The following is a 25,684-nucleotide window of genomic DNA, read 5'->3' on the forward strand; positions in this document are numbered from 1 at the left end:
CACCGGACGGGCCGGCGGGCCGGATCGTGACGCCCGGGCCCTCGTACCCCCGATCCTGCGGCCCTCGGCCGGTCGGCCCGGGCGGATCCGGTGGTCAGGCGGTCGCGGCCGCGCGGCGCACCACGCGGCCGGCGAGCAGAACCCCGAGCAGTCCGCAGCCGGCGGCCACGGCCAGCGTCGTCGCGTAGCTCGCCGGGCCCGGCACCGAGCCGGCGGCCAGCACGGCCCCGGTCAGCGCCAGGACCGTGGCGGCGGAGAGCGAGTCGCCCAGTTGCAGCGCCGAGCTGTTCCGGCCCTGCTCGGCCGGGGCGGACAGGTCCAGGGTGAGCACCGACAGGGACGGGTAGAGCAGTCCCATGCCGAGGCCGGCGACCGCCCAGGCGAGCACCGCGAACGCCACCGGCACGGCCGGCAGGAGGGCCACCGCGACGCCGGCCGTGCCGACGGCGATGCAGGTCAGCCCGACCCGGGGCAGGGTGGCGGCCGACCGTGGCGCGGCGATCCGGCCCTGGATCCAGGAACCCACCGACCAGGAGAGCGCGCCGACGGTCAACACCAGCCCGGCCGCGGTCGGCGAGAAGCCCCGCTCCCGGGACAGCATCAGCGGGATCACCACCTCCGCCCCGGCGAACGCCGCCGAGGCCAGGCCGCGCAGGCCGATCACGGTCGGCAGCCCCCGCGCGGCCCGCAGAAACCCCGCCGGCAGCAGCCGCGGTACGCAGACCAGCAGCCCGACCAGCGCCGCGCCGATCAGCCCGGCGGCGAGCGCGCCGCGCTGCTGCCCCCCGTAGTGCAGCAGTGCGGCGCTCGCCCCCGCCCCGCAGGCCCAGGCGATCCGGGCCAGCGCACCGGCCGGCGGGCGGGTCGGCACGGCCGCGCCCAACGCCCGCAGCCCCGGCTGGACCAGCAGCACCGCCGGCACCGCCACCGCCGGCACCGCGAGGAACACCCAGCGCCAGCCCAGGTGCTCGACGATCAGCCCGGCCAGCGCCGGACCGACCAGCGACGGAACCACCCAGGCCGCGGCGAACGCGGCGAACACCCGCCGCCGCAACTCCTCCGGGTACGCCTGCCCGACGATCACGTAGAGCGCCACGGAGAGCAGCCCGGAGCCGAAGCCCTGCACGACCCGCCCGACGACCAGTACCTCCATGGTGGGCGCGGCGCCCGCCACCACCAGGCCCGCCACGAACCAGGCCACGCCGTGCCACATGGCCGGGCGTGGCCCCCGGGCGTCGCACCAGATGCCGGAGGCGACCATGGCGACCACGCCGGAGGCGAACGGGCCGCCGAAGGCGAGCGCGTACAGGCCGAGCCCGTCCAGGGTGCGGGCGACCGTCGGCATGGCGGTGCCCACCGCGAGGGCTTCGAAGGCGAGCAGCGACACCAGGGCGACGCTGCCCACGGTCATCGCCCGCAGCCGCGGCGACCAGAGGTGTGCGGGCGGGGCCGGCGGTACGGCCGTGACGGTCGACATGGGCTCCAGCCTCGGACCTCAACCGGGGTTGAGGTCAACGGTGAGCCCCGTCTCGTCAGGCCGACTCCAGCGCCTCACCTACCCCTTTCACCAGTCCCGAGTAGTGCTGGTCGGCCAGGAGGTGCCCGGCGGTGATCACCAGGGCCAGCGGCCACTCGATGACCTGGAGTGCGGCGAGCACGCCCAGCCCCGCGTAGTAGGTCAGCTTGTCGGGCGGGGGCACCGCCACCTCGCCCAGCATCGGGATCTCCACCCGCCGGCAGTACGTCTTCATCATTTCCCGCGACCCGCTGAGGTTGCGTGTCAGCGTGCTCATCCGCGCCTCCCCGGTTCCGATGACGAGGTCGATCTCGGAGCGGCATTCCACCGGCCTCCCCGTCCATGCCCCGGGCAGTGCGGAAACTTCCCCCGGCACAGGGGCATAACGGACGCCGGGCCGGGAAGTCGGGCTCGCCGGGACGAGGTGCGGGAGGCGAGATGGCGTACGACGACGGGAGCACCGGGGAGCGGGGCCGGCAGGCCGGCCGTACGCCTCGATGACCTCACTGGGCCGAGTCGCCGGCCTCCTTCTGTCGCCGGCCACCGTGCCCGACGCGGTGGCCCGGGTCGCGCGCACCGTCGCCACCGCCGTGCCGGACACCGCCCGTACCGTCGGGTCTGCCCTGCCGGGAACGGCCAGGAACGCCGTGCCGGACAGCGTCGCCGAGGCGGCGGGGAGCGTGGGCGCCGCGGCGACCCGGCTGGCCCGCCTGGCCGGGCTGACCCGGCGCCGGGTCTGGTCCCGCGCCGGCCGGCACCACATCGAGGTGCACGGCGTCTGCCAGGACGGCGGGGACCGGCTGGCCCGGCAGGTCGAGGCGGCGCTGGAGGCGCTTCCCGGGGTGGCCTGGGCCCGGGTCAACGCGCCGTCGGGCCGGGTGGTCGTGGCGGTCGAGGAGCCGAAGCCGAAGCTGCGCGACCTGATCGCCACCGTGGCGCGGACCGAGCGGGTGTGCCCGCACGAGCCGGACCCGGAGATCCCGCCGCCGCATCCGCCCGAGGAGGGGCCGCGCACCCCCCGCACCCTGGGCGCGCTGGCCTCCGACGCGCTCGGCCTGACCATCTCGGCGGCCACCCGGATCCTGCCGTTCGCCCCGGTTCCCGGCGAGGTGGCCGGCTTTCTCGCCGCGGTCGACCTGCACCCGAAGCTGCACGCGCTCGCCGACCGTGGCCTGCGGGCCGACCCCCGCGCCGAAGTGCTCTTCCCGCTCGTCGAGGCGGTGGTCCAGGGGCTCACCGGCGGCTGGACCGGCATCGTGCTCGACGGCGCGCAGCGGGTGGTGCAGTGGGGCGAGGCGCGGGCCCAGCTCGCCGCCTGGGCGAAGGCCGAGCCGAGGCTGACCGGCGAGCCGGACCGCGCGGTCGCCCGGGTGCCGGACGGCGAGCGGCCCTGCCCGGTCCCGGACGGGCCGGCCGAGCGCTACGTGAGCCGGATGCTGGCGGCCGGCGCGGCCGCCGGGGCGGCGGCGGTGCCGGTGGTCGGCGGGAAGCGGGCCGCCGCGCTGGCCCTGTCGTCGCTGCCCAAGGCACCGGGCAGCGGCCGCGAGGGGTACGCCGCCCAACTCGGCCGGATGCTCGCCCGGCGCGGCGTGATCGCCATGGACCGCAGCGTGCTGCGCGAGCTGGACCGGCTCGACACGGTGCTGCTGGACGCCGCGGTGCTCGGCACCGACCGGGGCGTGCTGTCCGACCTGGCGCCGCTGCCCGGCGCCGACACCGGCCAGGTGGCCGCCCGGGCGTTCGCCCTGTTCGACCCGGCCGCCCCGGACGCCGTCCGGAACGGCGACGGCTGGCGGCTCGGCCCGCTGGACCGGATGGACGCCGAGGACCCCGGGGACACCCCGGACAGCAGCCGGCTACGCGCGGACGGCGGCCGGCTGCTCGGCCTGGCCCAGGGCGGCCGGCTCGCCGCCGTGCTGCGGGTCGAGCCGGAGCCCGTGCCCGGGGTGGACGCCCTGGCGACCGCCACCCGCCACGCCGGCCTGCGGCTCGTGGTCGCCGGCGACGACGACGGCCGGTACGACTTCGCCGACGCCCTCGTGCCCGGCGGCGCCCGGCTCGCCGACTCGGTCCGCGACCTGCAACGCGAGGGCGCGGCGCTGCTGGTGGTCTCCGGCGACCGGGCCGCGCTCGGCGCCGCCGACTGCGGGCTGGGCGTCTCCGCCCCGGAGGACCTGCCGCCCTGGGGCGCGCACCTGCTCGTCGGCGACGACCTGCGGATTCCCGCCCTGCTCATCGACGCGACCGGGGTGGCCCGGCGGATGACCAGGCAGAACATCCGGATCGCGATGGCCGGCACCGGGCTGGCGGCGCTCGGCGCGTTCACCGCCGACCGGGAGCGGCTGCCCGGCCGGGCCCTCTCCGCCGTGAACGGGGCCGCCGCCCTCGCCTTCGCGCACGGCGTCTGGCGAGCCCAGCGACTGCCGGACCGGACCCGTACGCCGGTGCCCGCGCTCACCGCCTGGCATCTCATGCCGGTGGAGACCGTCCTCGACCAGCTCGGCGCCCGCCCCGAGGGGTTGACCGGCGAGGAGGCGGCCCATCGCCGGCGCGCCGTGACCGGGGACGGGCACGGCCCGCCCGGGCTGCTCCGCGCGTTCGTGGAAGAGCTGTCGAACCCGCTCACTCCGGTGCTCGCCGCCGGGGCGGTGCTCTCCGCCACGTTCGGTTCGCTGGTCGACGCCGCCCTGGTCGGCGGCGTGGTGGGCGGCTCGGCGCTGATCGGCGCGGTGCACCAGCGCAACACCGAGCGGTCTCTGGCCGAGCTGCTGTCCCGCTCGGCGGTGACCGCCCGGGTGCTCCGCGACGGCGCGGAGCGGGTGGTGGCCGCCGAGGAGCTGGTTGCCGGGGACGTGGTCGCGCTGGGGTCCGGCGACGCCGTCCCGGCCGACTGCCGGGTGCTGACCAGCGACGGGCTGGAGGCCGACGAGTCGTCCCTGACCGGCGAATCGCTGCCGGTGGGCAAGAGCGCCGAGCCGGTGGTGGCCGCCGCGGTCGCCGAGCGGCACTCGATGCTCTACGAGGGCACCACGGTCGCCGCCGGCCACGGCACCGCCGTGGTGGTGGCCACCGGTGAGGAGACCGAGGCGGGACGCACCCTCGCCCTGGCCCGGCAGGCGCCCCCGGCCAGCGGAGTGGAGAGCCGGCTCGGGAAGCTGACCAGCGCGGCCCTGCCGCTGGCCGCCGGCTCGGCCGTCGCGGTGGCCGGGGCGGGGCTGCTCCGGGGCGTACCCCTGGTGGAGACGGCGGCGACCGCCGCGAACCTGGCCGTGGCCTCGGTGCCCGAGGGGCTGCCGTTCCTGGTCAGCGCCGCGCAGCTGGCGGCGGCCCGGCGGCTGGCTGAGCACGGCGCGTTGGTGCGCAACCCACGCACCATCGAGGCGCTGGGCCGGGTCGACGTGCTCTGCTTCGACAAGACCGGCACCCTCACCGAGGGGAAGCTGCTGCTGGCCGGGGTGGGTGGCGACGACGACCGGTACGCCCCGCCGGACCGGCTGGACGGGCCGCTGCGGCTGACCCTGGCCGCGGCGCTGCGGGCCACCCCCGCAGCGGCCGACCCGGACGAGCTGCCCCAGACCGACCGCGCGGTACGGCGCGGCGCGAGCAGCGCCGGCGTCGTGGAGCAGACCGGCGCGCCGGACTGGAGCGCGGTGGGCGGGCTGCCGTTCGAGCCGTCCCGGGGCTACCACGCCACCGTCGGCCGCACCGCCGACGGCCTGCTGCTCAGCGTGAAGGGCGCGCCCGAGTCCGTGCTGCCCCGCTGCGCGGCCCGGCGGACCGCCGGGGGCGACACGCCGCTGGACCGGGCCGGCCGGGACGCGCTGCACGCGATGCTCGCCGAGCGGGCCGGGGCCGGGCACCGCATCCTGGCCGTGGCCGAGTGCCGGGTCGGGGCCGAGTCGGTGACCGACGAGCAGGTCGACGGGCTGGTCTTCGTCGGCTTCCTGGCCCTCGCCGACGGGGTGCGGGACAGCGCCGCGCCCGCGGTGCGCCGGATCCGGCAGGCCGGCGTTCACACCGTGATGATCACCGGAGACCACCCGGCCACCGCCGAGGCGATCGCCGCCACCATCAGCCCCGACCACGGGGAGCAGCGGGTGGTCACCGCCACCGAGCTGGACCGGCTCGACGACGAGGCCCTCGCGGAACGGCTCATGGCCACCGACGTGGTGGCCCGCTGCACGCCGGCGCACAAGGTGCGGATCATCCAGGCGTTGCAACACCGGGGCCGGACGGTGGCGATGACCGGCGACGGCGCCAACGACGCGCCGGCCATCCGCCTCGCCGACGTGGGCATCGCGCTCGGCCAGCGCGGCACCCCGGCGGCGCGCGCCGCGGCCGACCTGGTGGTGACCGACGACCGGCTGGAGACGATCATCGCCACCCTCGTGGAGGGGCGGGCCATGTGGTCGTCGGTCCGCCACGCGCTGAGCATCCTGGTCGGCGGCAACCTCGGCGAGATCGCGTTCAGCGTGCTGACCGCCGCCGCCACCGGCCGGTCGGCGCTCACCGGCCGGCAACTGCTCCTGGTCAACCTGCTCACCGACCTCGCGCCGGCCCTGGCCATCGCTGTCCGTCCACCCGCCTCCGACGGGGCCGACCACCTGCTGCGGGAGGGCCCCGACACGTCGCTCGGCGAGACGCTGACCCGGGAGATCGCGCTTCGGGCCGGCGCCACTACGCTGGGCGCGACCGCCGGCTGGACGCTCGCCCGGTGGACCGGCCGGGAGCGCCGGGCCGGCACGGTCGCGCTCGCCTCGCTGGTCGGCACCCAGCTCGGCCAGACCGTGCTGGCCGGCGGCACCAGCCCCGCCGTGCTGGCCTCCACCGCCGCCTCGATCGGCGCCCTGGTCGCCGTGGTGCAGACCCCGGGGGTCAGCCAGTTCTTCGGCTGCACCCCGCTCGGCCCGGTGGGCTGGAGCATCGCCGCCGGTTCCGCGCTCGGGGCCACCTTCGCCAACGGCGCGCTGACCCGGCTGGTCGACCGCCTACCCCAACGCGACTCCCACCCGCATGCCGGGGCCGATCAGGGGTACGGCGAGGAGCATGACGCCTGAGGTGACCTTCGTCGGTACGGCGACGACCCTGTTGCGGATCGGCGGGTTCACCCTGCTCACCGACCCGAACTTCCTGCACCGGGGCCAGCGGGCCTACCTGGGCAAGGGGCTGTGGTCGAAGCGGAGCACCGACCCGGCGCTGACCATTCCCGAGCTGCCCACGCTGGACGCGGTGGTCCTGTCCCACCTGCACGGCGACCACTTCGACCGGGTGGCCCGGCGCGGGCTGGACCCGGCCCTGCCGATCCTCACCACACCCCAGGCGGAACGGAAGCTGCGCCGCTGGGGGTTCCGGGCGGCGGAGGGGCTGCCCACCTGGCGCTCGTACGAGCTGCACCGCGGGGACGAGACGCTGCGGCTGACCGCGCTGCCCGGCCAGCACGGGCCCGGAGCGGTGGACCGGCTGATGCCCGACGTGATGGGCACCCTGGTCGACCTGGAACACGCCGGCGCGCGCCGCTTCCGGCTCTACGTCACCGGCGACACGCTGCGCCGCCCGCAGCTCGCGCAGATCCCCGAACGATTCCCGGACATCGACGCCATGCTGATCCACCTCGGCGGCACCCGGGTCGCGGGCATCCTGCTCACCATGGACGCGCGGCAGGGCGCCGACGTGGTGGAGTTGATCCGGCCCCGGCTCACCGTGCCGATCCACTACGACGACTACCCGGTGTTCCGCTCCCCGCTGCGGCACTTCGTCGAGGAGGCTCGGCGCCGGGGCTTCGTCCGGCAGGTCCGCACCATCCACCGGGGCGAAACCGTGCCGCTGACCCCCTGACGTGGTTCGCCGCCCCACCCGACGCGGGCCGGAGGGGCGGCGAAACGGCGGACTCGGTCAGGCGCGCTCGGAGATCGCCTCGATCAGGTCGCCCACCGGGCGTTCCGGCAGGGAGCGGGCCACGTCGGCGACCGCCACGATGCCGACGAGCTCGTGCCCGTCGATCACCGGCAGCCGGCGTACCTTGTGCTCGCCCATGGTCCGCAGGATCTCGGCCGCGTCGTCGTCCGCGCCGATGGTCACCGCCTCACCCTGGGCCAGCTCACCGGCGGTCACCTCGGCCGGGTCCTTCCCCTGGGCCAGCACCTTCACCACGATGTCCCGGTCGGTCACCATGCCCTTGAGGCGGTTGTCGTCGCCGCAGATCGGCAGCGAGCCCACCCCGAGCTCGGCCATCCGCCGGGCGGCGGTCCGGAGGTCGTCCTGCTCCCGGACACAGCTCACGTCGCTGGTCATGATCTCGCGTGCGGTCGGCATTGGCATGACACCTCACTTTCGGGGGGTTGTTGTCCGTACCTCTACCCCCGCCCGCCGCGGCCATGCCGCCAGCGCAAATAGGATCGATCGCGGGCCAGGGCTGCGGTTAGGGTCCGGCGGTGCCGTCACCTCGCCTGGAACAGATCACCCCGGACAACGTCCTGGCCGCCTGCGCGATCGCCGTCCGTCCCGACCAGGAGGGGCTGGTCGCCCCGGTCGCCCGGTCGCTCGCCGAGGCGTACGCCCAGCCGGCGGTCGCCTGGCCGCGACTGATCGTCGACGACGACCGGCCGGTGGGCTTCCTGATGGGCTTCCTCGACATCCAGTGGCGTGGGGACGATTCGACCGACGTCCGCTCCGGCCTGTGGCGGCTGAACATCGCCGCGGACCAGCAGGGCCGGGGCTACGGGCGGTTCGCCGTGGTGGCGCTCGCCGACGAGTTGCGCCGCCGGGGCACCGACCGGATGTTCGTCACCTGGGCGCCCGGCCCGCACGGCCCGGAACGCTTCTACCACCGCCTCGGCTTCCGGCTCACCGGCGAGACGAGCGGTGACCAGGTGGTCGGCGTACTGGCCCTCTGACGGTCAGTGCCAGGTGGCGGCGGCCCGCCGCAGCCGGTCGTTGATCGCCCGGCCCACCCCGACCTCGGGGACCGGCTCGGCGACGATCTCGGTGACGCCGGTGGCGTCGAGCCGGTGCAGGGCGTCGAAGAGCCGCGCGGCCGCCACGGTCAGGTCGCCCTCGGGCGACAGCACCTCCACCGCCGCCCAGTCACCGAGCGCCGGCGGCTCCCGGAAGGCCAGGAACCCGCGCCGCCCGCCGTCCCCCTCGGCTGCCGCGCCCAACCGCAACGGGGTACGCGGGGCGTAGTGCGCGGCCAGCGTCCCGGGCGCGACCGGCTGGCCCGAGTTGCCCGGGCGTACCTCGACCGGCCCGACCGCCTCGACCAGCGCCTCCACCGGCAGCGCGCCCAGCCGGAGCACCACCGGCCGCTCGCCGCGGGCGTCCACGATGGTCGACTCGATCCCGCACCGGGTCGGCCCGCCGTCGAGCACCACGTCCACGGCGGCTCCCAGCCCGGCCACCACGTGCTCGGCGCGGGTCGGGCTGAGCTGGCCGAAGCGGTTGGCGCTGGGCGCGGCCACCGGCACCCCGGCGGCGGCGATCAACGCCCGCGCGGACGGCTCGTCGGGCACCCGCACGGCCATGGTGTCCAGGCCGGACGTGACGATCGGCGGAATCGCCTCGGGCCGGTCCACGATCAGGGTGAGCGGGCCGGGCCAGAAGCGCTCCACCAGCGCGGCCACCGCCGGCGGCACCGCACCGACCAGACCGGGCAGGTCGGCGGCGTCGGCCAGGTGGCTGATCAGCGGGTCGAAGCTGGGGCGGGCCTTCGCCTCGAAGATCCGGGCCGCGGCTCGGGCGTCCAGCGCGTTCGCGCCCAGCCCGTAGACCGTCTCGGTGGGGAAGGCGACCAGCCCGCCGGAGCGCAGGACGGCGGCGGCCTCGGCGATGCCGCTCTCGGCCGGCAGGACGCGCGGGGATCCGGTGCTCACGCACCCGACGCTAGCCTGCCGCGGACGCCGGCCGGGCACTACCCTGCCTGCATGGGCAGGCGGGTGGCGCTGGCGGTGGCCGGCGTCCTCGTGCTGGTCGGCGGTCTCGGCCTGCTGACCGCCGTGCCGGCCGTCCAACGGGCCATCTCGCCGGACGCCGAGCCCACGCCCCTCCCGCTCCGCCTCACCGGCCCCCGCTATGACGACCTCGCCGTCGACCTCGGCCCCGGCCGCTACGCCGTCTGGGCCACCCGGCCGACCAGTGCCCCCGACCCCGACCGCTGCCGCGTGACCGGCCCGGGCGGGCGGCCGGTGCCGGCGGGCGAACCCGGGCACGTGGTCGAGTGGACCGAGGTGGCCACCGACGACACGACCTGGACCTGGACGTCGACCTTCGCCGCCCCGGTCGCCGGCGAATACCGCCTCACCTGCCGGCTCGACCCCGACGCCCCCGGCCAGCAGTACGCGGTCACCCGCGAACCGGACCGCCGGCTCGCCCTGCGCCTGCGGCTGGCGCTCTGGCGAGGACTGCTGGTGGCGGCCCTGCCGGCCGGCCTGGTGATCCTCAGCATGACGCTGACCTGGCGCCGCCGGCCGGACTGAACTCGTTTGCGGCCTGCCCGGGGCCGATCCAGGATGGTCGGCGTGAGCCGGATGAAGATGCACGCCGACGAGGTGCAGACCGACGTCGACCTGGTCCGCCGACTGCTCGCCGGGCAGTTCCCGCACTGGGCCGACCGGCCGCTCCGCCTCGTTCCCTCCCACGGGACGGATCACGACGTCTACCGGCTCGGCGACGACCTGGCGGTGCGGCTGCCCCGGATCGGCTGGGCCACCAAGCAGGCGGCCCGGGAGGCCGAGTGGCTGCCCCGGCTCGCCCCGCACCTGCCACTGGCCCTGCCCGTGCCGCTGGCCATGGGCCGCCCCGCCGAGGGCTACCCCTTCGACTGGTCGGTCTACGAGTGGCTGCCGGGCGAGAGCGCCAGCACCGGCCGGTACGACCCGGACGCGGCGGCGGTCGACCTGGCCGCCTTCGTCGCCGCGATTCGGCGGATCGACACCGCCGGCGCGTACCCCCGGCCACCGCAGGCCCGGGGCGCCGACCTCGCGGAACTCGACGAGGGGGTCCGCAACGCGGTGGGCCGGCTCGGCGACCGGGTCGACGGCGCCGCGGTGCTGCGCGCCTGGCAGGAGTCGCTGGACGCGCCGGCCTGGAGCGGGCCGGGGGTCTGGCTGCACGGTGACCTGCTGCCCGGCAACCTGCTGGTGGTCGACGGCCGGCTCTCCGCGGTCATCGACTTCGGCGGGCTCAACGTCGGCGATCCGGCCTGCGACCTGCAACCCGCGTGGAACGTGTTCACCGGCGGCAGCCGCGCCCGGTTCCGCGCCGAACTGGCGGTGGACGACGCCTCCTGGCTGCGTGGCCGGGGCTGGGCACTGCTCCAGGCGGTGATCGCCCTGCCCTACTACTGGGACACCAACCCGGGGATCGTCCGGCAGACCTCCCACGCACTGCGCGAGGTGCTCGCCGACGCCGGCCGCTGACCGGCGACGCGGCCCACCACTACTGGGCGGCGTCGCCGTCCGGCCGGTCGGCCGGATCCGGGTCGGTGTCCGGGAGGGTGGGCGCGTCGGTCGGATAGAGGCCGGCGACGAACCCGTACACCTGGTCGCCGGAGCGCGGGATCTGGGCGAAGCGACGGGCGATCGCCTGGACCTCCGCCCAGAACGTCCGCACCTCCTCGATCGGAATGCGCGCGTGGACGAGCGTGCACCGTAGGTCGTCGGTGGCATGGGCCGCCGCGGCCTCGGCGGCCGCCTCGGCGAGGCCGTTGATCCGCGCGACGACCTGTTTGTCCTCGGGCCGGTTGAGCACGCCGACGTAGAAGGTTCGCGCGACGCGGCCGTAGAACCGCTCCTCGATCGCCCGGACCCGTCGCGTCCGCACGAGCCGGAGCAGGCCGGCGTCGACCAGCAGGTTCACGTGGTAGGCCACGCTGCTCTTCGGACGGTCGACCGCCCGGGCCATCTCGTTGACCGTGGCGGCCCGCTCCAGGACCAGCTCCAGCAGGGTGGCGCGCAGCGGGTCGGCCAGCGCGCGCAGCTGCTCGGGCGCGGTGACCACGAGCAGGTCGTCGAGGCCGTAATCCGGGATCTGCTGATTGACTGACATTTCTCGACCGTTCTAGAATTCTGGATCATTCGATCACTCCGGTTCGATGACAGGAGTCTAGAGATGGCCGACATCGTTCTCTTCCATCACCTGCAGGGGCTCACCGACGGCGTACGCGCCTTCGCCGACGACCTGCGCGCCGGCGGGCACACCGTGCACACACCCGACCTGTTCGACGGCGAGCGACCGGCGACCCTCGAGGAGGGCGCCGCGCTGACGAAGCGCATCGGCGGCGCGGTGCTCGACGAGCGCGCCGACCGGGTCGTGGCCGACCTGCCGAAGGACCTCGTCTACGCCGGCTTCTCCTGGGGTGCCGCCACCGCGCAGCGGCTCGCCCAGACCCGGGCCGGCGCCCGCGGCGCCCTGCTCTACGAGTCCTGCCTGCCGGTCACCGGCGAGTGGGCCGTCGGCCCGTGGCCGGACGGCGTCCCCGTGCAGATCCACGGCATGGACAAGGACCCGTTCTTCGCGCTGGAGGGCGACATCGACTCCGCCCGCAAACTGGTCGGGATCGTCGGGCCCGAACGGGGCGAGCTGTTCGTCTACCCGGGCGACGCGCACCTGTTCACCGACAGCTCACTGCCGTCCTACGACGCGGACGCGACGGCGCTCGTCGTGCGGCGCTCGCGGGAGTTCCTCGACCGGCTGGGCTGACCCGTCAGTGGCACACCACCGCCACGTTGACGAAAAGGCCGCACGAGGCGACCGTCGTCAACGCGATCGCGCTGGCGGCCCGGAGCGCGACGTCGACGAGACCACGTCCCCGACGGGTGATCGACAACGTCTGCTCCAGCACGACCAGGAACACCCAGCCGAACAACAGGAGGGTCAGGTAGAAGTCCCAGGCCGGGTTCGCGAACGCGCTCGCGTTGCCGTTCCCACCGTAGTTGGGGCAGTCCTCGTAACGGGTGATCGGCTGGAGGACCGCCAGCAACGCCACGAAGAAGGCGCCACCGAGGAGGCAGACCCAGAAACCGCTGAGACGGGACGGCCGCTGGCGATCTTCGATCATCGGCTCAGCGTAGAGGCGCGCCGGCTCGGTCCAGGTACAGCACCACCGCCTCGTCGCCGGCTAGCTACCGGACGTCGACAGTGAACCCTGGTCGAGTCGCTGAACCGCATCGACGATGTCGGGAAAGGCATCAATGAAAGCGTCGACATGACGGTGGTCGAAGTCCGCCGGCTTCCGGACCCCGCTCTGCAGGCAGCCGACGAAGTGCATACCCGCGCCGCCGGCGGCCAGGGCGTCCCCAGGTGAGTCCCCCACATACACGCACTGGCCCGGCGGGAGCCCGGTCGTCGCCAGCAACTCGTCGAAGGCACGCGGATCGGGCTTACGGAAACGCGTGTTACCGGCGTGGTAGATGCCACTGACCCGCTCGGCCAGGACGTGATCCGGCTCCAACATGTGCCGAACCTCGTCCTCGGTGCGCGACGTCAACAGAAACACCGCCCGACCGGTCAGCACGAACTCGTCCAGGGCGGCCAGGTTCTCCGGCGGGATCACGTCCAGACGACCATCGGCGATGTGCCGTTCGAGCGCACTCCGATAGAGCGCCGAGAACCGGACCAGGTCTATACCGGGCGACCGTTTGGGCATGGCATCCAACAGCGGTTCACCCCAGGTGGCCAGATGCACATCCCGTGGCATCGGAGGCCGGCCCATCTCCGCCAGAACTTCGTTCTCCAGTGCGAACGAGGCGGCCTGCGTCAGGCACAGAGTGTCGTCCACGTCCACGATGACAGCCCGAATCACGAGCCCAGCGTAAAGACTTCGTGCATGGTTGTGGATGGTCGGCGGTCGCCAGCAGGCCGCAACTCAGGTCGCCATCCCGTATGCCGCCGACCCGCCCTTCTGGGGAGCGGGCCGCCGCCCGGCCCGCCACGTCAGGGGGACCTTGACGGACGACCGTCAGCCCCGCCGGTCCTCACCTCGGGCCGGCGAGCGGTGCTGGGCTCAGCCCGACGGGCATCCTCGTCCAGCCCCGCTCGCCTCGCCCGGTACGATCGCGAGCTTGTTCTCACTGCAGGGAGCCCATGAGATCCGCGTGCGGCCGCCCCGGCAGTTCCCATGCTGAGAGTAGGTTTCGTCAATGGCATGCCGTATCAGTGAGCTCGTGCTCAAGTGCCGCGACCCCGAGGTGCTGGCGCGGTTCTGGTGCGAGGTCCTGGACTTCATAGAGCTCGATCGCGAAGAGGGGGTCTACATCGAGATAGGCCCGCGCGAAGGGTTCGGCGGCCCGCAGCCGACGATCTTCCTCATCCGCAACGACGAGCCGAAGAACGGGCATGCCCGGCTGCACATCGACGTCAACCCCACCGACCGCGATCAGGACGCCGAGCTCGAGCGCCTCCTGGCCGCCGGGGCCAAACTCGTCGACAGCGGTCAGCCTGCGGATGCGTCCTGGCACGTCCTCGCCGATCCAGAAGGCAACGAGTTCTGCCTGCTCAAGCGCCGCCTCGACCCACTCTGACGGCCCTCGCCCAAACGATCGACGCAGCCGCCACCCCGCAGCCGCCGACAAGATCTGGCGACCCCATCAATAGCTGGGGGGCCGGGTGGATGCTCGACCCGCCCCGTGTCGCATGCGTGTTGGTGAGGCATTGACCCAGCCAGCGGAACCTCGCCATCCCGTCGCCGTCGACCCGCCCTTGTGGGAGCGGGCCGCCGTCGGGGCCGCCACGTCAAGACGGCCTTGACGCACGGACGGACGCTGGCGGTCCCGGCGGCGGTCTGCTCGGCTCGCCCCGGGTCTTCGGCGGTGGGATGGCGCTATCGCAACCACCCACGGACCGCGACCCGCCGACGGAGCCCCGGCCATCCTGGAGCCGGAGCGCCCCCGCCGGAGGCGCACTAGCCGCAACCCCGCGACCGCCGCCAGCTCGCCGACGCGGCCGGCGTGCGCTCCCTTACGCCGCGCGGGCAAGTGGCCGCGCGGCCCGGCCGGCTGCCGGCCCACCCCTCACTCGTCAACGGTCTGTCGTTCTGCAGCGGCCCCCGGGCTTCCCGCTGTCCGCGCCAGCCGCCGGGCGTCAGGCGTGACGGCCGCAGAGCGATAGCGGCAGCGGCCGGCGCACGCCCTGGCGGCGGCGCGTGCGGCCCGTTGCGGGCCGCCTTGATGTTGCGCAGCAACTTCCGCCGCCAGATCTGGCGTCCATCTCTCGTACGCGCTGGGCTCCTCGGCCATGTCGCTGAGGTCGGGCCGTTCAAGTTCCGTGCCACCTGGCATGACCGTGACGACGTGGAATGGTCGGCGGAGTTCACGACCGAGCGGGAAGCGGCTGACTGCGTAGCCATGAAGGCAGCGGTTGGGCTGCGTTTCCACGATCTCCGGCACTGCTATGCGACGTGGTTGGTGTCGGGCGGCGTCCCGGTCAACGTGGTCCAGGCGGTGATGGGCCACGAGCAGGCGTCGACCACGCTCAACCGCTACACGCACACCCCGGCGGACTTCCATGAGTCGGTGCGCAGGGTGTTTGGCCGGCCTGCTGACGATCCGCTGACTACCAAAGATGACCCTCAATCCGAGGGGAAGCCAACGGAGGAGGGAAACGGGCCGTGACCTGGCCGGATGATGTGGTGGAGCCCAGGGGACTCGAACCCCTAACCCCTGCCTTGCAAAGGCAGTGCTCTGCCAGTTGAGCTAGGGCCCCGAGGCGGGCGGATTCGCCCGTTGCGGACAGTCGGAGCAGGCGCGGTCAGCGCAGGTCGGGCGCGGTGGTCGCCTCGTGCCAGAGAGCACGCTCGTCGTTCGAGGCCTTGATCTTCTTGGCCACGACGGCGGCCACGCCGACGACGCCGGCCAGGATCAGGAGCTTCTTGAACATGGGCTTGACCCCTCGCGCTCGACTACCGTCGGACGATGTGCGGTGGGGCTAGCTGGAATCGAACCAGCGACCTCAGAGTTATCAGCTCTGCGCTCTAACCGACTGAGCTATAGCCCCGCGTGGCGACGAGCAAGGTTAACCCATCGCCGCCGTGGCTCCCAAATCGGGGGGCCGTGGCGGCGCGCTCACCCGCGCCACCCTGAAACCTACCCGGACAGGCGACGCCGGGGCGACCGCTTTACGCGGCGCCCCGGCGTCGTCGTCGGGTCAGTCCCGCTCGGCGAGCGTCAACTCGATCCCGCCGACCAGGTCGGCGCAGACGTTGTAGACGAACGCGCCCAGCGTGGCCAGCGCGGTGAAGAGCACGACGTTGACCAGGCCGATCAGCGCCGAGCTGAGGATCACGCCCTTGGCGGTGATCCGGAAGCCGCCGCCGCCCTGGCCGCCGCCGGCGTTCACCAGATCGGTGAGGCTGTCGTTGACGCTCTTGAACACGCCCATCGCGTCCAGTGCCAGGTAGAGCACCGACGTGGCGACAACCACCACGATGAAGAGCACCACCGAGACCGCGAACGCGAACTTCATCACGGACCACGGATCGATCCGCTTGAGGTTCAGCCGGGCCCGGCGCGGTCCGCGCGACGCGGCCGAACTGACCGAGGTACGCGCGGCGCGTACCGCCTCGCCCACGCGGGCGGCCCCGACGGCGGCCGCACCGCTGATGCCCGGCGGCAGGCCACCCCCGTTGGCGGGGCGGCCCGCGGCGGCGGGACGGCCGCCGTCGGGCGACGGCTTCGGTGCGGTGCCCAGGCCGGCGCCGACGCGCGGCTGGGTGCCGGTGGTGCCGGTGGACGGCCGGGCGGCCGCCGCCGGCTTGGGCGGCTGCGGGGTCGCGCCGGGCTTCGCCGCGGCCGGGGCCGCCAGGCCGTCGGCCGACGTCGGAGCGTCGACCTTCGTCTCGGCCTGGTCGGACGGCCGCGAGTCCTCGCCGGCGTTTTCCGGCGGCGGCGCCATGCCGGGAGCCCGGGTGAATTTCGGGGCAGGCGCGTCGGCGGGGACGGTGGCCCGGCCCACGGCCGCGCGGCCGGTCGCTGGTGTACCGCCCTGCGCGGCCTCCTCGTCGACCGGGTTGGCCGAGGTCCCCGTGTTCCCCGACTTCGCCTGTGTCTCCGTCATCAACTAGTCCTGTTCGTCAGGCTCGTCGGCATTGCGAGCAATCGCCACGATAGTCACGCCGTCCGGGAGGTCCATCAGCTTGACCCCCATTGTGTTCCGGTCACGCGTACGGCGTACAGGCTTCACCGGAGTCCGGATGACGCCACCGTTGCTGGTGATGGCGAACAGCTCGTCGTCCGGGCTGATCACCACCGCGCCGACCAGACCACCGCGTCGCTCGGTGATCTTCGCAGTCAGCACGCCCTTACCTCCCCGGCCCTGGACCGGGTATTCCTCGATCGGGGTACGTTTCGCGTATCCCCCGTTCGTCGCGACCAGCACATCCATTTCCATGCCCTCGCGGACGACCTCCATCGCCAGCAGGACATCCTCCTCGCTGAACCGCATGCCGATCACCCCGGAGGTGGCCCGGCCCATCGGGCGCAGCGCCTCGTCACTGGCGTTGAAGCGGATCGCCTGGGCCTTCTTGGAGACCAGCAGGAGGTCGTCGGTCGGGGCGACGAGGGCAGCACCGACCAGCTCGTCCTCATCGCGCAGGTTGATCGCGATGACTCCGCCGGAACGGTTGGAGTCGAACTCCTCGAGCCGCGTCTTCTTCACCAGGCCGTTCTTCGTGGCCAGTACCAGGTAGGGCGCCACCTGGTAGTTCGGGATTTCGATGATCTGCGCGATCTGCTCGTCCGCTTGGAAGGCGAGCAGGTTGGCCACGTGCTGGCCCTTGGCCACCCTACTGGCTTCGGGAAGCTCGTAGGCCTTGGCCCGGTAGACCCGGCCCTTGTTCGTGAAGAACAGGATCCAGTCGTGAGTGGAGCATACGAAGAAGTGGCTGACGATGTCGTCCTGCCGCAGGGTCGCCCCGCTGACGCCCTTGCCGCCCCGCCGCTGGGAGCGGTAGAGGTCGACCTTGGTGCGCTTGGCGTACCCGGTGCGGGTGATCGTGACGACCACGTCCTCGCGGGCGATGAGGTCCTCCATCGAGACCTCGCCGTCGAACGGCACGATCTTGGTGCGCCGGTCGTCGCCCCACTTGGCGACGATCTCGCCCAGCTCCTCGGAGACGATCCGCCGCTGCCGCTCGGGCTTGGCCAGGATGTCCTTGAGGTCGGCGATCTCCACCTCGAGCTTGGCCAGGTCGTCCAGGATCCGCTGCCGCTCCAGGGCGGCCAGCCGGCGCAGCTGCATGTCCAGGATCGCGGTCGCCTGGACCTCGTCGATCTCCAGCAGCCGGATGAGGCCCTGGCGGGCGTCCTCGACGGTGGGCGAGCGCCGGATCAGGGCGATCACCTCGTCGAGCGCGTCCAGCGCCTTGGACAGACCGCGCAGGATGTGCGCGCGCTCCTCGGCCTTGCGCAGCCGGAACGCGGTCCGCCGGCGGATGACCTCGATCTGGTGCTCGACGTAGTAGCGGATGAACTGGGCCAGGTTGAGCGTGCGCGGCACGCCGTCGACCAGCGCCAGCATGTTGGCGCCGAAGGTCTCCTGGAGCTGGGTGTGCTTGTAGAGGTTGTTCAGCACCACCTTGGCGACCGCGTCGCGCTTGAGCACCAGCACGATCCGCATGCCGGTACGCCCGGAGGACTCGTCGCGGATGTCGGCGATCCCGGCGAGCTTGCCCTCCTTGATCAGCTCGGCGATCCGCTCGGCCAGATTGTCCGGGTTGACCTGGTAGGGCAGCTCGCTGACCACCAGCGCCGGCCGGCCACGCTTGTCCTCCTCGACCTCGACCACGGCCCGCATCCGGATCGACCCACGGCCGGTCCGGTACGCGTCCTGAATGGCCGCCTGGCCGACGATCAGGCCGTGGGTCGGGAAGTCCGGACCCTTGACGATCTCCAGCAGCGCCTCGAGGGTGGTGGCCTCGTCGGCCTCCGGGTTCTCCAGGCACCACTGCACGGCCGCGCCGATCTCGCGCAGGTTGTGCGGCGGGATCTTGGTGGCCATGCCGACCGCGATGCCCTCGGAACCGTTCACCAACAGGTTCGGGATCCGCGACGGCAGGATGGTGGGCTCCTTGGCCCGGCCGTCGTAGTTGTCCTGGAGGTCGACGGTGTCCTCGTCGATGTCCCGGAGCATCTCCATGGCCAGCGGGTCGAGCTTGCACTCGGTGTACCGCATGGCCGCGGCCGGGTCGTTGCCCGGCGAGCCGAAGTTGCCGTTGCCGTCGACCAGCGGGTAGCGCAGCGACCAGGGCTGCGCCATCCGGACCAGCGCGTCGTAGATGGCGGAGTCGCCGTGCGGGTGGAACTGGCCCATCACGTCACCGACGACACGCGAGCACTTCACGTAGCCGCGGTCCGGCCGGTAGCCGGAGTCGAACATGGCGTAGAGGATCTTGCGGTGGACCGGCTTGAGCCCGTCCCGGACGTCCGGCAGGGCCCGCCCGACGATCACGCTCATCGCGTAGTCGAGGTAGGAGCGCTGCATCTCGACCTCGAGCCCGACCGGCTCGATCCGGTCGTGCGCGACGACTGCGGCCAGTGTCTCCGGGGTCTCCGGCTCGTTCGGCGTGGACTCGGGAGTATCGGTCACTGTTAACCCTTATCAGACTCAGAGTCGTTTTCGTGCTGTGGATAACGTCTGTGGATACCGGCCAGACTGTGGATAACTCTGTGGACCGCCGGGCCGGCCGGTGGATCTCCGGCCGGCCCGGCGGTCCGTCAGATGTCCAGGAACCGCACGTCCTTGGCGTTGCGCTGGATGAACGACCGGCGCGCCTCGACGTCCTCACCCATCAACACGCTGAACAGCTCGTCGGCGGTTGCGGCGTCGTCGAGCGTCACCTGGCGCAGGGTGCGGGTCGCCGGGTTCATCGTGGTCTCCCACAGCTCGGGATAGTTCATCTCGCCGAGACCCTTGAACCGCTGGATGTCGTCCGGCCGGGCGTTGGCCTTCTTCTGCTGGCGCAGCGCGATCAGCCCGTCCCGCTCCCGGTCCGAGTACGCGTACTGCGCGTCGTCGCCCTTCTTGTTCCACTTGATCTTGTAGAGCGGCGGGGCGGCCAGGTAGACGTGCCCCAGCTCGACCAGCGGCCGCATGAAGCGGAACAGCAGGGTGAGCAGCAGCGTCTGGATGTGCTGGCCGTCGACGTCGGCGTCGGCCATCAGCACGATCTTGTGGTAGCGCAGCTTCTCGATGTCGAAGTCGTCGTGGATGCCGGTGCCCAGCGCGGTGATGAGCGCCTGGACCTCGTTGTTCTTCAGCACCCGGTCGATCCGGGCCTTCTCCACGTTGAGGATCTTGCCGCGGATCGGCAGGATCGCCTGGGTACGCGGGTCGCGCCCCTGCTTGGCCGAGCCGCCGGCGGAGTCACCTTCGACGATGAACACCTCGGACTCGCGTGGGTCGGTGGACTGGCAGTCGGCCAGCTTGCCCGGCATCGAGCCGGACTCCAGCAGCGACTTGCGCCGGGCCAGCTTGCGCGCCTGCTGCGCGGCGATCCGGGCCCGGGCGGCCTGGGACGCCTTGGTGATGATGGTCTTGGCCTCGGCCGGGTTCCGGTCGAACCAGTCGACCAGCCACTCGTTGCAGACCCGCTGCACGAAGCTCTTCACCGGGGTGTTGCCGAGCTTGGTCTTGGTCTGGCCCTCGAACTGCGGGTTGGCCAGCTTGACCGAGATGATCGCGGCCAGGCCCTCGCGGATGTCCTCGCCGGAGAGCTTCTCGTCGCCCTTGAGCAGCTTCTTGTCCGCGCCGTAGCGGTTGACCACGCTGGTCAGCGCGGCCCGGAAGCCCTCCTCGTGGGTGCCGCCCTCGTGGGTGTTGATCGTGTTGGCGAAGGTGTAGACCGACTCGCCGTACGACTCGTTCCACTGCATGGCGATCTCGACCGACATGCCCTCCTCCTCGGCGCCGAACTCGACCACCGTCTTGTGGATCGGGTTCTTCGAGGCGTTGAGGTGCCGGACGAAGTCGGCGATGCCGCCCTTGTAGAGGAAGGTCACCTCGCGGGGCTTGCCCTCCTCGCCGTCGGGCACCCGCTCGTCGAGCAGGTGGATGGTGAGGCCCCGGTTGAGGAAGGCCATCTCCTGCAGGCGCCGGTAGATGGTCTGAAAGTCGAAGTCGACCGTCTCGAACACGTCCGCGTCGGGCCAGAAGGAGACCGCCGAGCCGGTCCGGTCGGTCGTCTCGCCCTTCTCCAGCGGGGTGGGCTTGGAGTTGTGGTACTGCTGCCGCCAGACGAAGCCGTCCTTGTGGATCTCCACGGCCATCCGGGTGGAGAGGGCGTTCACCACCGAGACGCCGACGCCGTGCAGGCCGCCGGAGACCGCGTACGCCTTGCCGTCGAACTTTCCGCCCGCGTGCAGCACGGTCAGCGCGACCTCGACACCCGGCTTCTTCAGCTTCGGGTGGAGGTCGACCGGGAAGCCGCGGCCGTTGTCGGTGACCTGGACGCCGCCGTCGGCCAGCAGCACCACGTCGATGGTGTCGCAGTAGCCGGCCAGCGCCTCGTCCACGGCGTTGTCGACGACCTCCCACACGAGGTGGTGCAGACCGCGTTCACCGGTGGACCCGATGTACATACCGGGCCGCTTCCGGACCGCCTCGAGGCCCTCGAGAACGGTGATCGACTCGGCGCCGTACTTCTTGTTGTCCTCCGCTGCCACCCTCGGCCACTTTCTCGCACCGGCCGCGCCAAGGCGCGGGGCGCGGGTTCGGCGGACAGGACGCGACGTCGGCGCGCACAAACCGGTCCCCGGATCTCCAGGTCACGGATCGCGTGCGCCGGGCGCCGCGGTTGCCCGCGGATCGCGATCGGCTCGACCCGATGCGGGACAATGATCAAGGGCCCTGTGGGCCCGTGTCCGTCGCTCCGTGTCGGGTCTTTCGTCTCGCCCTCAATCTTACTGTGCGCAGCCGACCAAACCGCCACTCGGCACCCCTCCGGGGCGGCTGAGAATGCCGTAGCGGGCCGAATCGCGCTGTCTGCGACTCCCCCTACACGCCTTGGCCTGATCGAGGGCGCGGCCGGCACCGGATCGGTACCGGTGGGTGACCGACCGGGGGTCGCGGCGGGACCGGCCGTGCCGTACCTTTTGCGGCGCCGCCACCTGCGGTCTTGATCTTTCCCCGTCGGAACCGGGACGATCGACCCGATCGGTCGGACAACGTGCTTGCTGAGAGGTGACGCCAGATGGGGCTGGACAACGTCGCGGTGCACTGGCCGCGGACCGGCCGCTTCTACGATCCGGTCGCGCCGGCCGAGTTCGTCGACTTCGGCGAGATCGTGGACATGCCACGCATCTCGGCACCGACCGCCGCGCTCGCCGAGCTGATCGCGAAGACCGGCACGGTGCGGGCGACTGCCTACACCGAGTTGGTCGACCTCATCCTCGGCCTGGAAAATGTGCTCTACGCCACGGAGAACTCGGCCGAGGACGAGGACCCGGTGATCGACCCGGACGGGTGCTCCTGGATCGCCGAGGGCGTGGAGAAGTTCGTCGCCCGGCACCGCCCCTTCGGCGAGGCCGTCACCTTCGAGTCGGTGAGCGAGGTGCTGCGCTCGCTGCTCGGCGACGGGCGCCTGGCCGAGCAGCAGCTCCGCTGGCTGGACAGCCGGCTGGACAAGCTGCGCGACGAGAGCGGCGAGCCGCCGCAGTGGAACTTCACCTGCGCCGAGCTGAGCGTGCTCGCCGCCTTCTACCGGCGCTGCGCCGAGCGCGGCTTCGCGGTCTACGCCGACGCCTGACCCGGCTGCCCGGCTTCGCCCGGCCCGGCCGTCGCGGCCCGGTTGGCCGCCGCGATCACCTCGGTGAGCACCGTGTGCAGGTGCCGCAGGTCCGCCAGCGGCAGGCCGAGCCGCTGCACGATCGCCGGCGGGATCCGCTCGGCCTGCGCCCGGAGCGCCTGCCCGCTGGCGGTGAGCGAGACGGCCAGACTGCGCTCGTCCGACGCGTCGCGCTCCCGCCGCACGTAGCCGGCGGCTTCGAGCCGCTTCAGCAGCGGTGACAGGGTGCCCGGGTCGAGCTGGAGCAGCCGGCTCAACTCCCGCCCCGACAGCGGCGCGTGCTGCCAGAGCGCCAGCATGACCAGGTACTGCGGGTGGGTGAGCCCCATCGGTTCCAGCAGCGGGCGGTAGACCGCGACGACGCCGCGCGCGGCGACGGAGAGCGCGAAGCACACCTGCTGCTCCAGCGCCAGGGGATCGTCCTCGACCCGGTCGGCCACCCTCGTCCTCCTCGTTCGTCGTTGCGATCGTAGCAACGATTGGTGTACCAATTATTGGCGTACCAATCATGTGGGGTCGGCGAAGGAGAGCGGGCGGATGAGCGGCGACGAGCAGCAGGTGGGCGACGCTTCCGGCAAGGGCGGTCGCCTGCTGGGCTGGGTGTTCCAGAACCTCGCCGGCCCGTCCCAGGTGCAGGGCGCGGTGCAGGGCGGCTCGCGGCTGGCCCGCGAGGCCTGGAAGCAGGACCTGGAGCGGCGCAAGCAGTGGAGCCGCGACCAGCGAGAGCTCAAGCGCGCCCAACGGGAGGCACGCCGCGGCGACCGGTGACGGTCAGCCGTAGGTGTCGCGGGGGCCGCGGCCCCGCACCCGACGCGGGCCGCGCGACCAGGACGGCGCCGCCGGACCGTGGATGTGCAGCTTGCGCACCACGTTGTGGCCCACCTCGCTGGCGATCTGCTTGAGCAGCGAGCCGGCGAGCAACCGCAGCTGGGTGGCCCAGGCCGTCGAGCGGGCCTCCACGGTCAGCTCGCCGTTCTCCAGCTTCACCGGGCGGCTGTGCTGCGCCACCTCCGCCCCGACCACCCGCTCCCAGGCGCCGAAGACCGTCGCCTCGGCCGCCGGCTGCTGCCAGCCGCGCGCCTTGACCAGCTTGTCCAACACCGCGCCGAGCGGCTGCGGGTCCCGCGGATCCGGCCCCGGGCCGGAGTAGCCGCGCAGCCGCTTCTCGCCGTCGCCACGGACCGCGCCGCGCCGCCGCGTGCCGCCCGCCGCCTGCCGGCGGGCCTTCGCCGCGTCCAGCACCGCCCGGGCCAGCTCCGGCCCGGACGACCCCTCCGGCAGGGCCGCGCCGGCCTCGCCGCCCGGCTTCGCTTCCGGTCCCTCCGGGGTACGCCCGCCGCGTCCCGGCCCCAGCCGCGCGGGCGGGAGCTCCACCTCATCCGACACGCCGTACCGTCCCCTCGCCCACCGCGTACCGGGTGCCCCGGAGGGTCGCCGGCACGTCGTCGTCGACCGCACAGGTCACCAGGAGCTGGCTCGCGCCGCCGACCAGCTCGGCCAGCCGCTCCCGCCGGCCGGCGTCCAGCTCGGCGAAGACGTCGTCCAGCACCAGCACCGGCTCGATCCCGTCGGCGCGCAGCAGGTCGTAGCCGGCCAGCCGCAGCGCCAGCGCGTAGGACCAGGACTCGCCGTGGCTGGCGTAGCCCTTGGCGGGCAGCGGGCCGAGGGTCAGCGCCAGGTCGTCCCGGTGCGGGCCGACCAGCGTGGTGCCCCGCTCGATCTCCGCCGACCGACTCGCGGTCAGTGCGGCGCCGAGCGCCTCGACCAGCGCCGCCCGGTCGGTGGTCGACTCCGGCAGCTCCACCGACGGCCGGTACGCGATCCCCGCCGCACCCCGGCCCGCCGCCACCGCGTCGTACGCCTTCGCCACGTGCGGGGTCAACGCGGCGACCAGCTCCAGCCGGCCGGCGAGCAGCTCCGCGCCGTGGTGCGCCAGGTGGGTGTCCCAGACGGCGAGGGTGGACAGGTCCCCGCCCCGCGAGCCGCCCGTCTTCCGGGCCAGGTACGCCGTCCGCAGCAGCGCGTTGCGCTGCTTGACCACCCGCTCGTAGTCGGCGCGCACCCCGGCGTACCGGGGCTGGCGGGTGACCAGCAGGTCGTCCAGGTAACGGCGGCGCTCGGCCGGATCCCCGCGGACCAGTTCCAGGTCCTCCGGGGCGAAGAGCACCAGCCGCAGCGCGCCGAGCACGTCGCGGGCGCGGCGGGCCGGGGAGCGACCCAGCCGGGCCCGGTTGGCCTTGCCCGGGACGATCTCCAGCTCGACCAGGAGCTCCCGGCCCTCGTGCGCCACCGCGCAGCGGATCACCGCCGAGCTGGCGCCCATCCGGACCAGCGGGGCGTCCGTGGCGACCCGGTGCGAGTCCAGGGTCGCCACGTAACCCAACGCCTCGACCAGGTTGGTCTTGCCGACGCCGTTCGCGCCGACCAGCACGTTCGGGCCCGGCTCCAGGTCGACGCCGACCCGCTCGTACGAGCGGAAGTCGACCAGTTCGAGCCGGCGGACGTACACAGGCTGTGGATGCCGGTCAGCGCTTGCGGACGGCGTGGCCGCCGAACTGCTGGCGCAGCGCGGCGACGGCCTTCATGGCGGGCGAGTCGTCCTGCCGAGAGGCGAACCGGGCGAACAGCGAGGCGGTGATGACGTTCAGCGGCACGGCGAGCCGGACCGCCTCGTCGACCGTCCAGCGGCCCTCGCCGGTGTCCTCGGTGTAGCCGCTCAGCTCGGTCAGCTCCGGGTCCTCGTCGAGCGCCCGGTCGAGCAGGTCGAGCAGCCAGGACCGGACCACGGTGCCCTCGCGCCAGGACTTGAAGACGCCCGGCACGTTGGTCACCAGCTCGGAGGCGGCCAGCAGCTCGTAGCCCTCGGCGTAGGCGTGCATCAGGCCGTACTCGATGCCGTTGTGCACCATCTTGGCGTAGTGGCCGGCGCCGACCGGGCCGGCGTGCACGAAGCCGAACTCACCCTCGGGCTTGAGCGCCTCGAAGATCGGCATCAGCCGCCCGACGTGCTCCTGGGCGCCGCCGACCATCAGGGCGTAGCCGTTCTGCTTGCCCCAGACGCCGCCGGAGACGCCGACGTCGATGTAGCCGATGCCCTGCTCGTTGAGGCGCTCGGCGCGCGGGGCGTCGTCGCTGAACCGGGAGTTGCCGCCGTCGATGATGATGTCGCCCTCGCCGAGGACGCCGGCGAGCTCGTCGATGGTGGCGTCGGTGACGCCGGCCGGGACCATCACCCAGACGGCGCGGGGCGACTCCAGCTTCTCGGCCAGCTCCGTGAGGCTCGCGACGTCGCTCAGCTCCGCGTTGCGGTCGTAGCCGACCACCTCGTGACCGGCGGCGCGCAACCGCTCGCGCATGTTGCCGCCCATCCGGCCGAGTCCTACCAGGCCGAGCTGCAT

The 25,684-nt window shown here is 73.1% G+C and carries 25 protein-coding genes and 2 tRNA genes; 10 read left to right on the forward strand and 17 right to left on the reverse strand.

Annotated elements, in window-relative coordinates; translation table 11 throughout:
• Positions 1-94: 94 nt before the first annotated feature.
• Both ACFYPD_RS11780 and ACFYPD_RS11785 read right to left on the reverse strand, forming a co-directional pair.
• Positions 95-1,477 (reverse strand): MFS transporter, encoded by a 1,383-nt coding sequence (locus ACFYPD_RS11780; protein ID WP_387111730.1) that lies wholly within the window; start codon positions 1,475-1,477, stop codon positions 95-97.
• A gap of 55 nt (positions 1,478-1,532) precedes the next feature.
• Positions 1,533-1,793 (reverse strand): hypothetical protein, encoded by a 261-nt coding sequence (locus ACFYPD_RS11785; RefSeq protein ID WP_387111731.1) that lies wholly within the window; start codon positions 1,791-1,793, stop codon positions 1,533-1,535.
• Positions 1,794-2,013: 220 nt separating this feature from the next.
• Here ACFYPD_RS11785 and ACFYPD_RS11790 point away from each other — a divergent pair, with 220 nt between their 5' ends.
• On the forward strand, positions 2,014-6,573 hold the full coding sequence (locus ACFYPD_RS11790; protein WP_387111734.1) for an HAD-IC family P-type ATPase: 4,560 nt from the start codon (positions 2,014-2,016) through the stop codon (positions 6,571-6,573).
• Positions 6,563-7,351 carry an MBL fold metallo-hydrolase gene (locus tag ACFYPD_RS11795; RefSeq protein WP_387111736.1) on the forward strand — a complete coding sequence of 263 codons (789 nt, stop codon included), beginning with the start codon at positions 6,563-6,565 and terminating at the stop codon, positions 7,349-7,351. The genes ACFYPD_RS11790 and ACFYPD_RS11795 overlap by 11 nt, the downstream gene beginning before the upstream one ends.
• Positions 7,352-7,408: 57 nt before the next feature.
• Here the strand turns inward: ACFYPD_RS11795 and ACFYPD_RS11800 are convergent, their stop codons facing one another.
• Complete coding sequence (locus tag ACFYPD_RS11800) at positions 7,409-7,828, reverse strand: CBS domain-containing protein (RefSeq protein ID WP_387111738.1); 420 nt, start codon at positions 7,826-7,828, stop codon at positions 7,409-7,411.
• 119 nt (positions 7,829-7,947) lie between these two features.
• Here ACFYPD_RS11800 and ACFYPD_RS11805 point away from each other — a divergent pair, with 119 nt between their 5' ends.
• Entirely contained in the window at positions 7,948-8,409 is a 462-nt protein-coding gene (locus ACFYPD_RS11805) for a GNAT family N-acetyltransferase (protein WP_387111741.1), read from the forward strand.
• Positions 8,410-8,412: 3 nt separating this feature from the next.
• On the opposite strand, the gene ACFYPD_RS11810 is transcribed toward ACFYPD_RS11805, so the two are convergent.
• Positions 8,413-9,360: an L-threonylcarbamoyladenylate synthase gene (locus ACFYPD_RS11810; protein WP_387112372.1), complete on the reverse strand. Its 948-nt coding sequence runs from the start codon at positions 9,358-9,360 to the stop codon at positions 8,413-8,415.
• A 75-nt stretch (positions 9,361-9,435) separates the two neighbouring features.
• Between ACFYPD_RS11810 and ACFYPD_RS11815 the strand changes: the two genes are divergently transcribed.
• Both ACFYPD_RS11815 and ACFYPD_RS11820 read left to right on the forward strand, forming a co-directional pair.
• On the forward strand, positions 9,436-9,987 hold the full coding sequence (locus ACFYPD_RS11815) for a hypothetical protein (protein ID WP_387111744.1): 552 nt from the start codon (positions 9,436-9,438) through the stop codon (positions 9,985-9,987).
• A gap of 51 nt (positions 9,988-10,038) precedes the next feature.
• Entirely contained in the window at positions 10,039-10,929 is an 891-nt protein-coding gene (locus tag ACFYPD_RS11820; RefSeq protein ID WP_387112376.1) for an aminoglycoside phosphotransferase family protein, read from the forward strand.
• Positions 10,930-10,948: 19 nt separating this feature from the next.
• Here ACFYPD_RS11820 and ACFYPD_RS11825 read toward each other — a convergent pair whose 3' ends face one another.
• Positions 10,949-11,557 carry an ArsR/SmtB family transcription factor gene (locus ACFYPD_RS11825; RefSeq protein WP_387111746.1) on the reverse strand — a complete coding sequence of 203 codons (609 nt, stop codon included), beginning with the start codon at positions 11,555-11,557 and terminating at the stop codon, positions 10,949-10,951.
• A 63-nt stretch (positions 11,558-11,620) separates the two neighbouring features.
• Here ACFYPD_RS11825 and ACFYPD_RS11830 point away from each other — a divergent pair, with 63 nt between their 5' ends.
• Entirely contained in the window at positions 11,621-12,211 is a 591-nt protein-coding gene (locus ACFYPD_RS11830) for a dienelactone hydrolase family protein (RefSeq protein ID WP_387111748.1), read from the forward strand.
• Positions 12,212-12,215: 4 nt separating this feature from the next.
• On the opposite strand, the gene ACFYPD_RS11835 is transcribed toward ACFYPD_RS11830, so the two are convergent.
• Together ACFYPD_RS11835 and ACFYPD_RS11840 are read right to left on the reverse strand one after the other, a co-directional pair.
• On the reverse strand, positions 12,216-12,569 hold the full coding sequence (locus ACFYPD_RS11835; protein WP_387111751.1) for a hypothetical protein: 354 nt from the start codon (positions 12,567-12,569) through the stop codon (positions 12,216-12,218).
• Positions 12,570-12,629: 60 nt separating this feature from the next.
• Entirely contained in the window at positions 12,630-13,313 is a 684-nt protein-coding gene (locus ACFYPD_RS11840; RefSeq protein WP_387111754.1) for an HAD family hydrolase, read from the reverse strand.
• 337 nt (positions 13,314-13,650) lie between these two features.
• Here ACFYPD_RS11840 and ACFYPD_RS11845 point away from each other — a divergent pair, with 337 nt between their 5' ends.
• Together ACFYPD_RS11845 and ACFYPD_RS11850 are read left to right on the forward strand one after the other, a co-directional pair.
• On the forward strand, positions 13,651-14,031 hold the full coding sequence (locus ACFYPD_RS11845) for a VOC family protein (protein ID WP_387111757.1): 381 nt from the start codon (positions 13,651-13,653) through the stop codon (positions 14,029-14,031).
• A 645-nt stretch (positions 14,032-14,676) separates the two neighbouring features.
• Positions 14,677-15,120, forward strand: coding sequence for a tyrosine-type recombinase/integrase (locus tag ACFYPD_RS11850; protein WP_387111759.1), 444 nt, complete (start codon positions 14,677-14,679; stop codon positions 15,118-15,120).
• A 15-nt stretch (positions 15,121-15,135) separates the two neighbouring features.
• Here the strand turns inward: ACFYPD_RS11850 and ACFYPD_RS11855 are convergent.
• The 6 genes from ACFYPD_RS11855 to gyrB all read right to left on the reverse strand — a co-directional run bounded on the left by ACFYPD_RS11855 (position 15,136) and on the right by gyrB (position 21,165).
• A tRNA-Ala gene (locus tag ACFYPD_RS11855) sits at positions 15,136-15,211 on the reverse strand.
• 45 nt (positions 15,212-15,256) lie between these two features.
• Complete coding sequence (locus ACFYPD_RS11860) at positions 15,257-15,385, reverse strand: DLW-39 family protein (RefSeq protein WP_208818042.1); 129 nt, start codon at positions 15,383-15,385, stop codon at positions 15,257-15,259.
• 43 nt (positions 15,386-15,428) lie between these two features.
• Positions 15,429-15,502 (reverse strand) — tRNA-Ile (locus ACFYPD_RS11865).
• Positions 15,503-15,652: 150 nt separating this feature from the next.
• The gene (locus ACFYPD_RS11870; RefSeq protein WP_387111761.1) at positions 15,653-16,561 is read right to left on the reverse strand and encodes a DUF3566 domain-containing protein; all 909 of its coding nucleotides are present in this window, start codon (positions 16,559-16,561) and stop codon (positions 15,653-15,655) included.
• Between the two features lie 3 nt (positions 16,562-16,564).
• On the reverse strand, positions 16,565-19,090 hold the full coding sequence (gyrA, locus tag ACFYPD_RS11875) for a DNA gyrase subunit A (RefSeq protein ID WP_387111764.1): 2,526 nt from the start codon (positions 19,088-19,090) through the stop codon (positions 16,565-16,567).
• Positions 19,091-19,218: 128 nt separating this feature from the next.
• Positions 19,219-21,165, reverse strand: a complete 1,947-nt coding sequence (gyrB, locus tag ACFYPD_RS11880) for a DNA topoisomerase (ATP-hydrolyzing) subunit B (RefSeq protein ID WP_387111767.1) — start codon at positions 21,163-21,165, stop codon at positions 19,219-19,221.
• Between the two features lie 527 nt (positions 21,166-21,692).
• Here gyrB and ACFYPD_RS11885 point away from each other — a divergent pair.
• The gene (locus tag ACFYPD_RS11885) at positions 21,693-22,247 is read left to right on the forward strand and encodes a hypothetical protein (protein WP_091316247.1); all 555 of its coding nucleotides are present in this window, start codon (positions 21,693-21,695) and stop codon (positions 22,245-22,247) included.
• Here the strand turns inward: ACFYPD_RS11885 and ACFYPD_RS11890 are convergent.
• Positions 22,232-22,726, reverse strand: a complete 495-nt coding sequence (locus ACFYPD_RS11890) for a MarR family winged helix-turn-helix transcriptional regulator (protein ID WP_387111770.1) — start codon at positions 22,724-22,726, stop codon at positions 22,232-22,234. The genes ACFYPD_RS11885 and ACFYPD_RS11890 overlap by 16 nt on opposite strands.
• 97 nt (positions 22,727-22,823) lie before the next feature.
• Between ACFYPD_RS11890 and ACFYPD_RS11895 the strand changes: the two genes are divergently transcribed.
• Positions 22,824-23,054, forward strand: coding sequence for a hypothetical protein (locus ACFYPD_RS11895; RefSeq protein WP_387111772.1), 231 nt, complete (start codon positions 22,824-22,826; stop codon positions 23,052-23,054).
• 3 nt (positions 23,055-23,057) lie between these two features.
• On the opposite strand, the gene ACFYPD_RS11900 is transcribed toward ACFYPD_RS11895, so the two are convergent.
• Genes ACFYPD_RS11900 through gnd form a run of 3 tightly spaced genes read right to left on the reverse strand, consistent with a single transcriptional unit; the run spans position 23,058 to position 25,684 of the window.
• A complete protein-coding gene (locus ACFYPD_RS11900) occupies positions 23,058-23,672 on the reverse strand; it encodes a DciA family protein (protein WP_387111774.1) in 615 nt (204 codons plus the stop codon).
• Complete coding sequence (gene recF / locus ACFYPD_RS11905; RefSeq protein WP_387111777.1) at positions 23,662-24,795, reverse strand: DNA replication/repair protein RecF; 1,134 nt, start codon at positions 24,793-24,795, stop codon at positions 23,662-23,664. Before recF ends, ACFYPD_RS11900 begins: the two co-directional genes overlap by 11 nt.
• Positions 24,796-24,811: 16 nt before the next feature.
• Complete coding sequence (gene gnd, locus ACFYPD_RS11910; RefSeq protein ID WP_387111779.1) at positions 24,812-25,684, reverse strand: phosphogluconate dehydrogenase (NAD(+)-dependent, decarboxylating); 873 nt, start codon at positions 25,682-25,684, stop codon at positions 24,812-24,814.

It is taken from the genome of Micromonospora sp. NPDC005299 (genome assembly GCF_042872345.1).
GTDB lineage: Bacteria > Actinomycetota > Actinomycetes > Mycobacteriales > Micromonosporaceae > Micromonospora.

Excerpts from the sequence above, each read along its gene's own strand:
- gnd (WP_387111779.1), bottom strand. The coding sequence starts at position 25,684 with ATGCAGCTCGGCCTGGTAGGACTCGGCCGGATGGGCGGCAACATGCGC.
- ACFYPD_RS11830 (WP_387111748.1), top strand. The coding sequence starts at position 11,621 with ATGGCCGACATCGTTCTCTTCCATCACCTGCAGGGGCTCACCGACGGC.
- ACFYPD_RS11795 (WP_387111736.1), top strand. The coding sequence starts at position 6,563 with ATGACGCCTGAGGTGACCTTCGTCGGTACGGCGACGACCCTGTTGCGG.
- ACFYPD_RS11885 (WP_091316247.1), top strand. The coding sequence starts at position 21,693 with ATGGGGCTGGACAACGTCGCGGTGCACTGGCCGCGGACCGGCCGCTTC.
- ACFYPD_RS11860 (WP_208818042.1), bottom strand. The coding sequence starts at position 15,385 with ATGTTCAAGAAGCTCCTGATCCTGGCCGGCGTCGTCGGCGTGGCCGCC.
- ACFYPD_RS11780 (WP_387111730.1), bottom strand. The coding sequence starts at position 1,477 with ATGTCGACCGTCACGGCCGTACCGCCGGCCCCGCCCGCACACCTCTGG.
- ACFYPD_RS11825 (WP_387111746.1), bottom strand. The coding sequence starts at position 11,557 with ATGTCAGTCAATCAGCAGATCCCGGATTACGGCCTCGACGACCTGCTC.
- ACFYPD_RS11870 (WP_387111761.1), bottom strand. The coding sequence starts at position 16,561 with ATGACGGAGACACAGGCGAAGTCGGGGAACACGGGGACCTCGGCCAAC.
- ACFYPD_RS11850 (WP_387111759.1), top strand. The coding sequence starts at position 14,677 with ATGTTGCGCAGCAACTTCCGCCGCCAGATCTGGCGTCCATCTCTCGTA.
- ACFYPD_RS11785 (WP_387111731.1), bottom strand. The coding sequence starts at position 1,793 with ATGAGCACGCTGACACGCAACCTCAGCGGGTCGCGGGAAATGATGAAG.
- ACFYPD_RS11895 (WP_387111772.1), top strand. The coding sequence starts at position 22,824 with ATGAGCGGCGACGAGCAGCAGGTGGGCGACGCTTCCGGCAAGGGCGGT.
- ACFYPD_RS11835 (WP_387111751.1), bottom strand. The coding sequence starts at position 12,569 with ATGATCGAAGATCGCCAGCGGCCGTCCCGTCTCAGCGGTTTCTGGGTC.
- ACFYPD_RS11815 (WP_387111744.1), top strand. The coding sequence starts at position 9,436 with ATGGGCAGGCGGGTGGCGCTGGCGGTGGCCGGCGTCCTCGTGCTGGTC.
- ACFYPD_RS11820 (WP_387112376.1), top strand. The coding sequence starts at position 10,039 with ATGAAGATGCACGCCGACGAGGTGCAGACCGACGTCGACCTGGTCCGC.
- ACFYPD_RS11845 (WP_387111757.1), top strand. The coding sequence starts at position 13,651 with ATGGCATGCCGTATCAGTGAGCTCGTGCTCAAGTGCCGCGACCCCGAG.
- ACFYPD_RS11800 (WP_387111738.1), bottom strand. The coding sequence starts at position 7,828 with ATGCCGACCGCACGCGAGATCATGACCAGCGACGTGAGCTGTGTCCGG.
- ACFYPD_RS11790 (WP_387111734.1), top strand. The coding sequence starts at position 2,014 with ATGACCTCACTGGGCCGAGTCGCCGGCCTCCTTCTGTCGCCGGCCACC.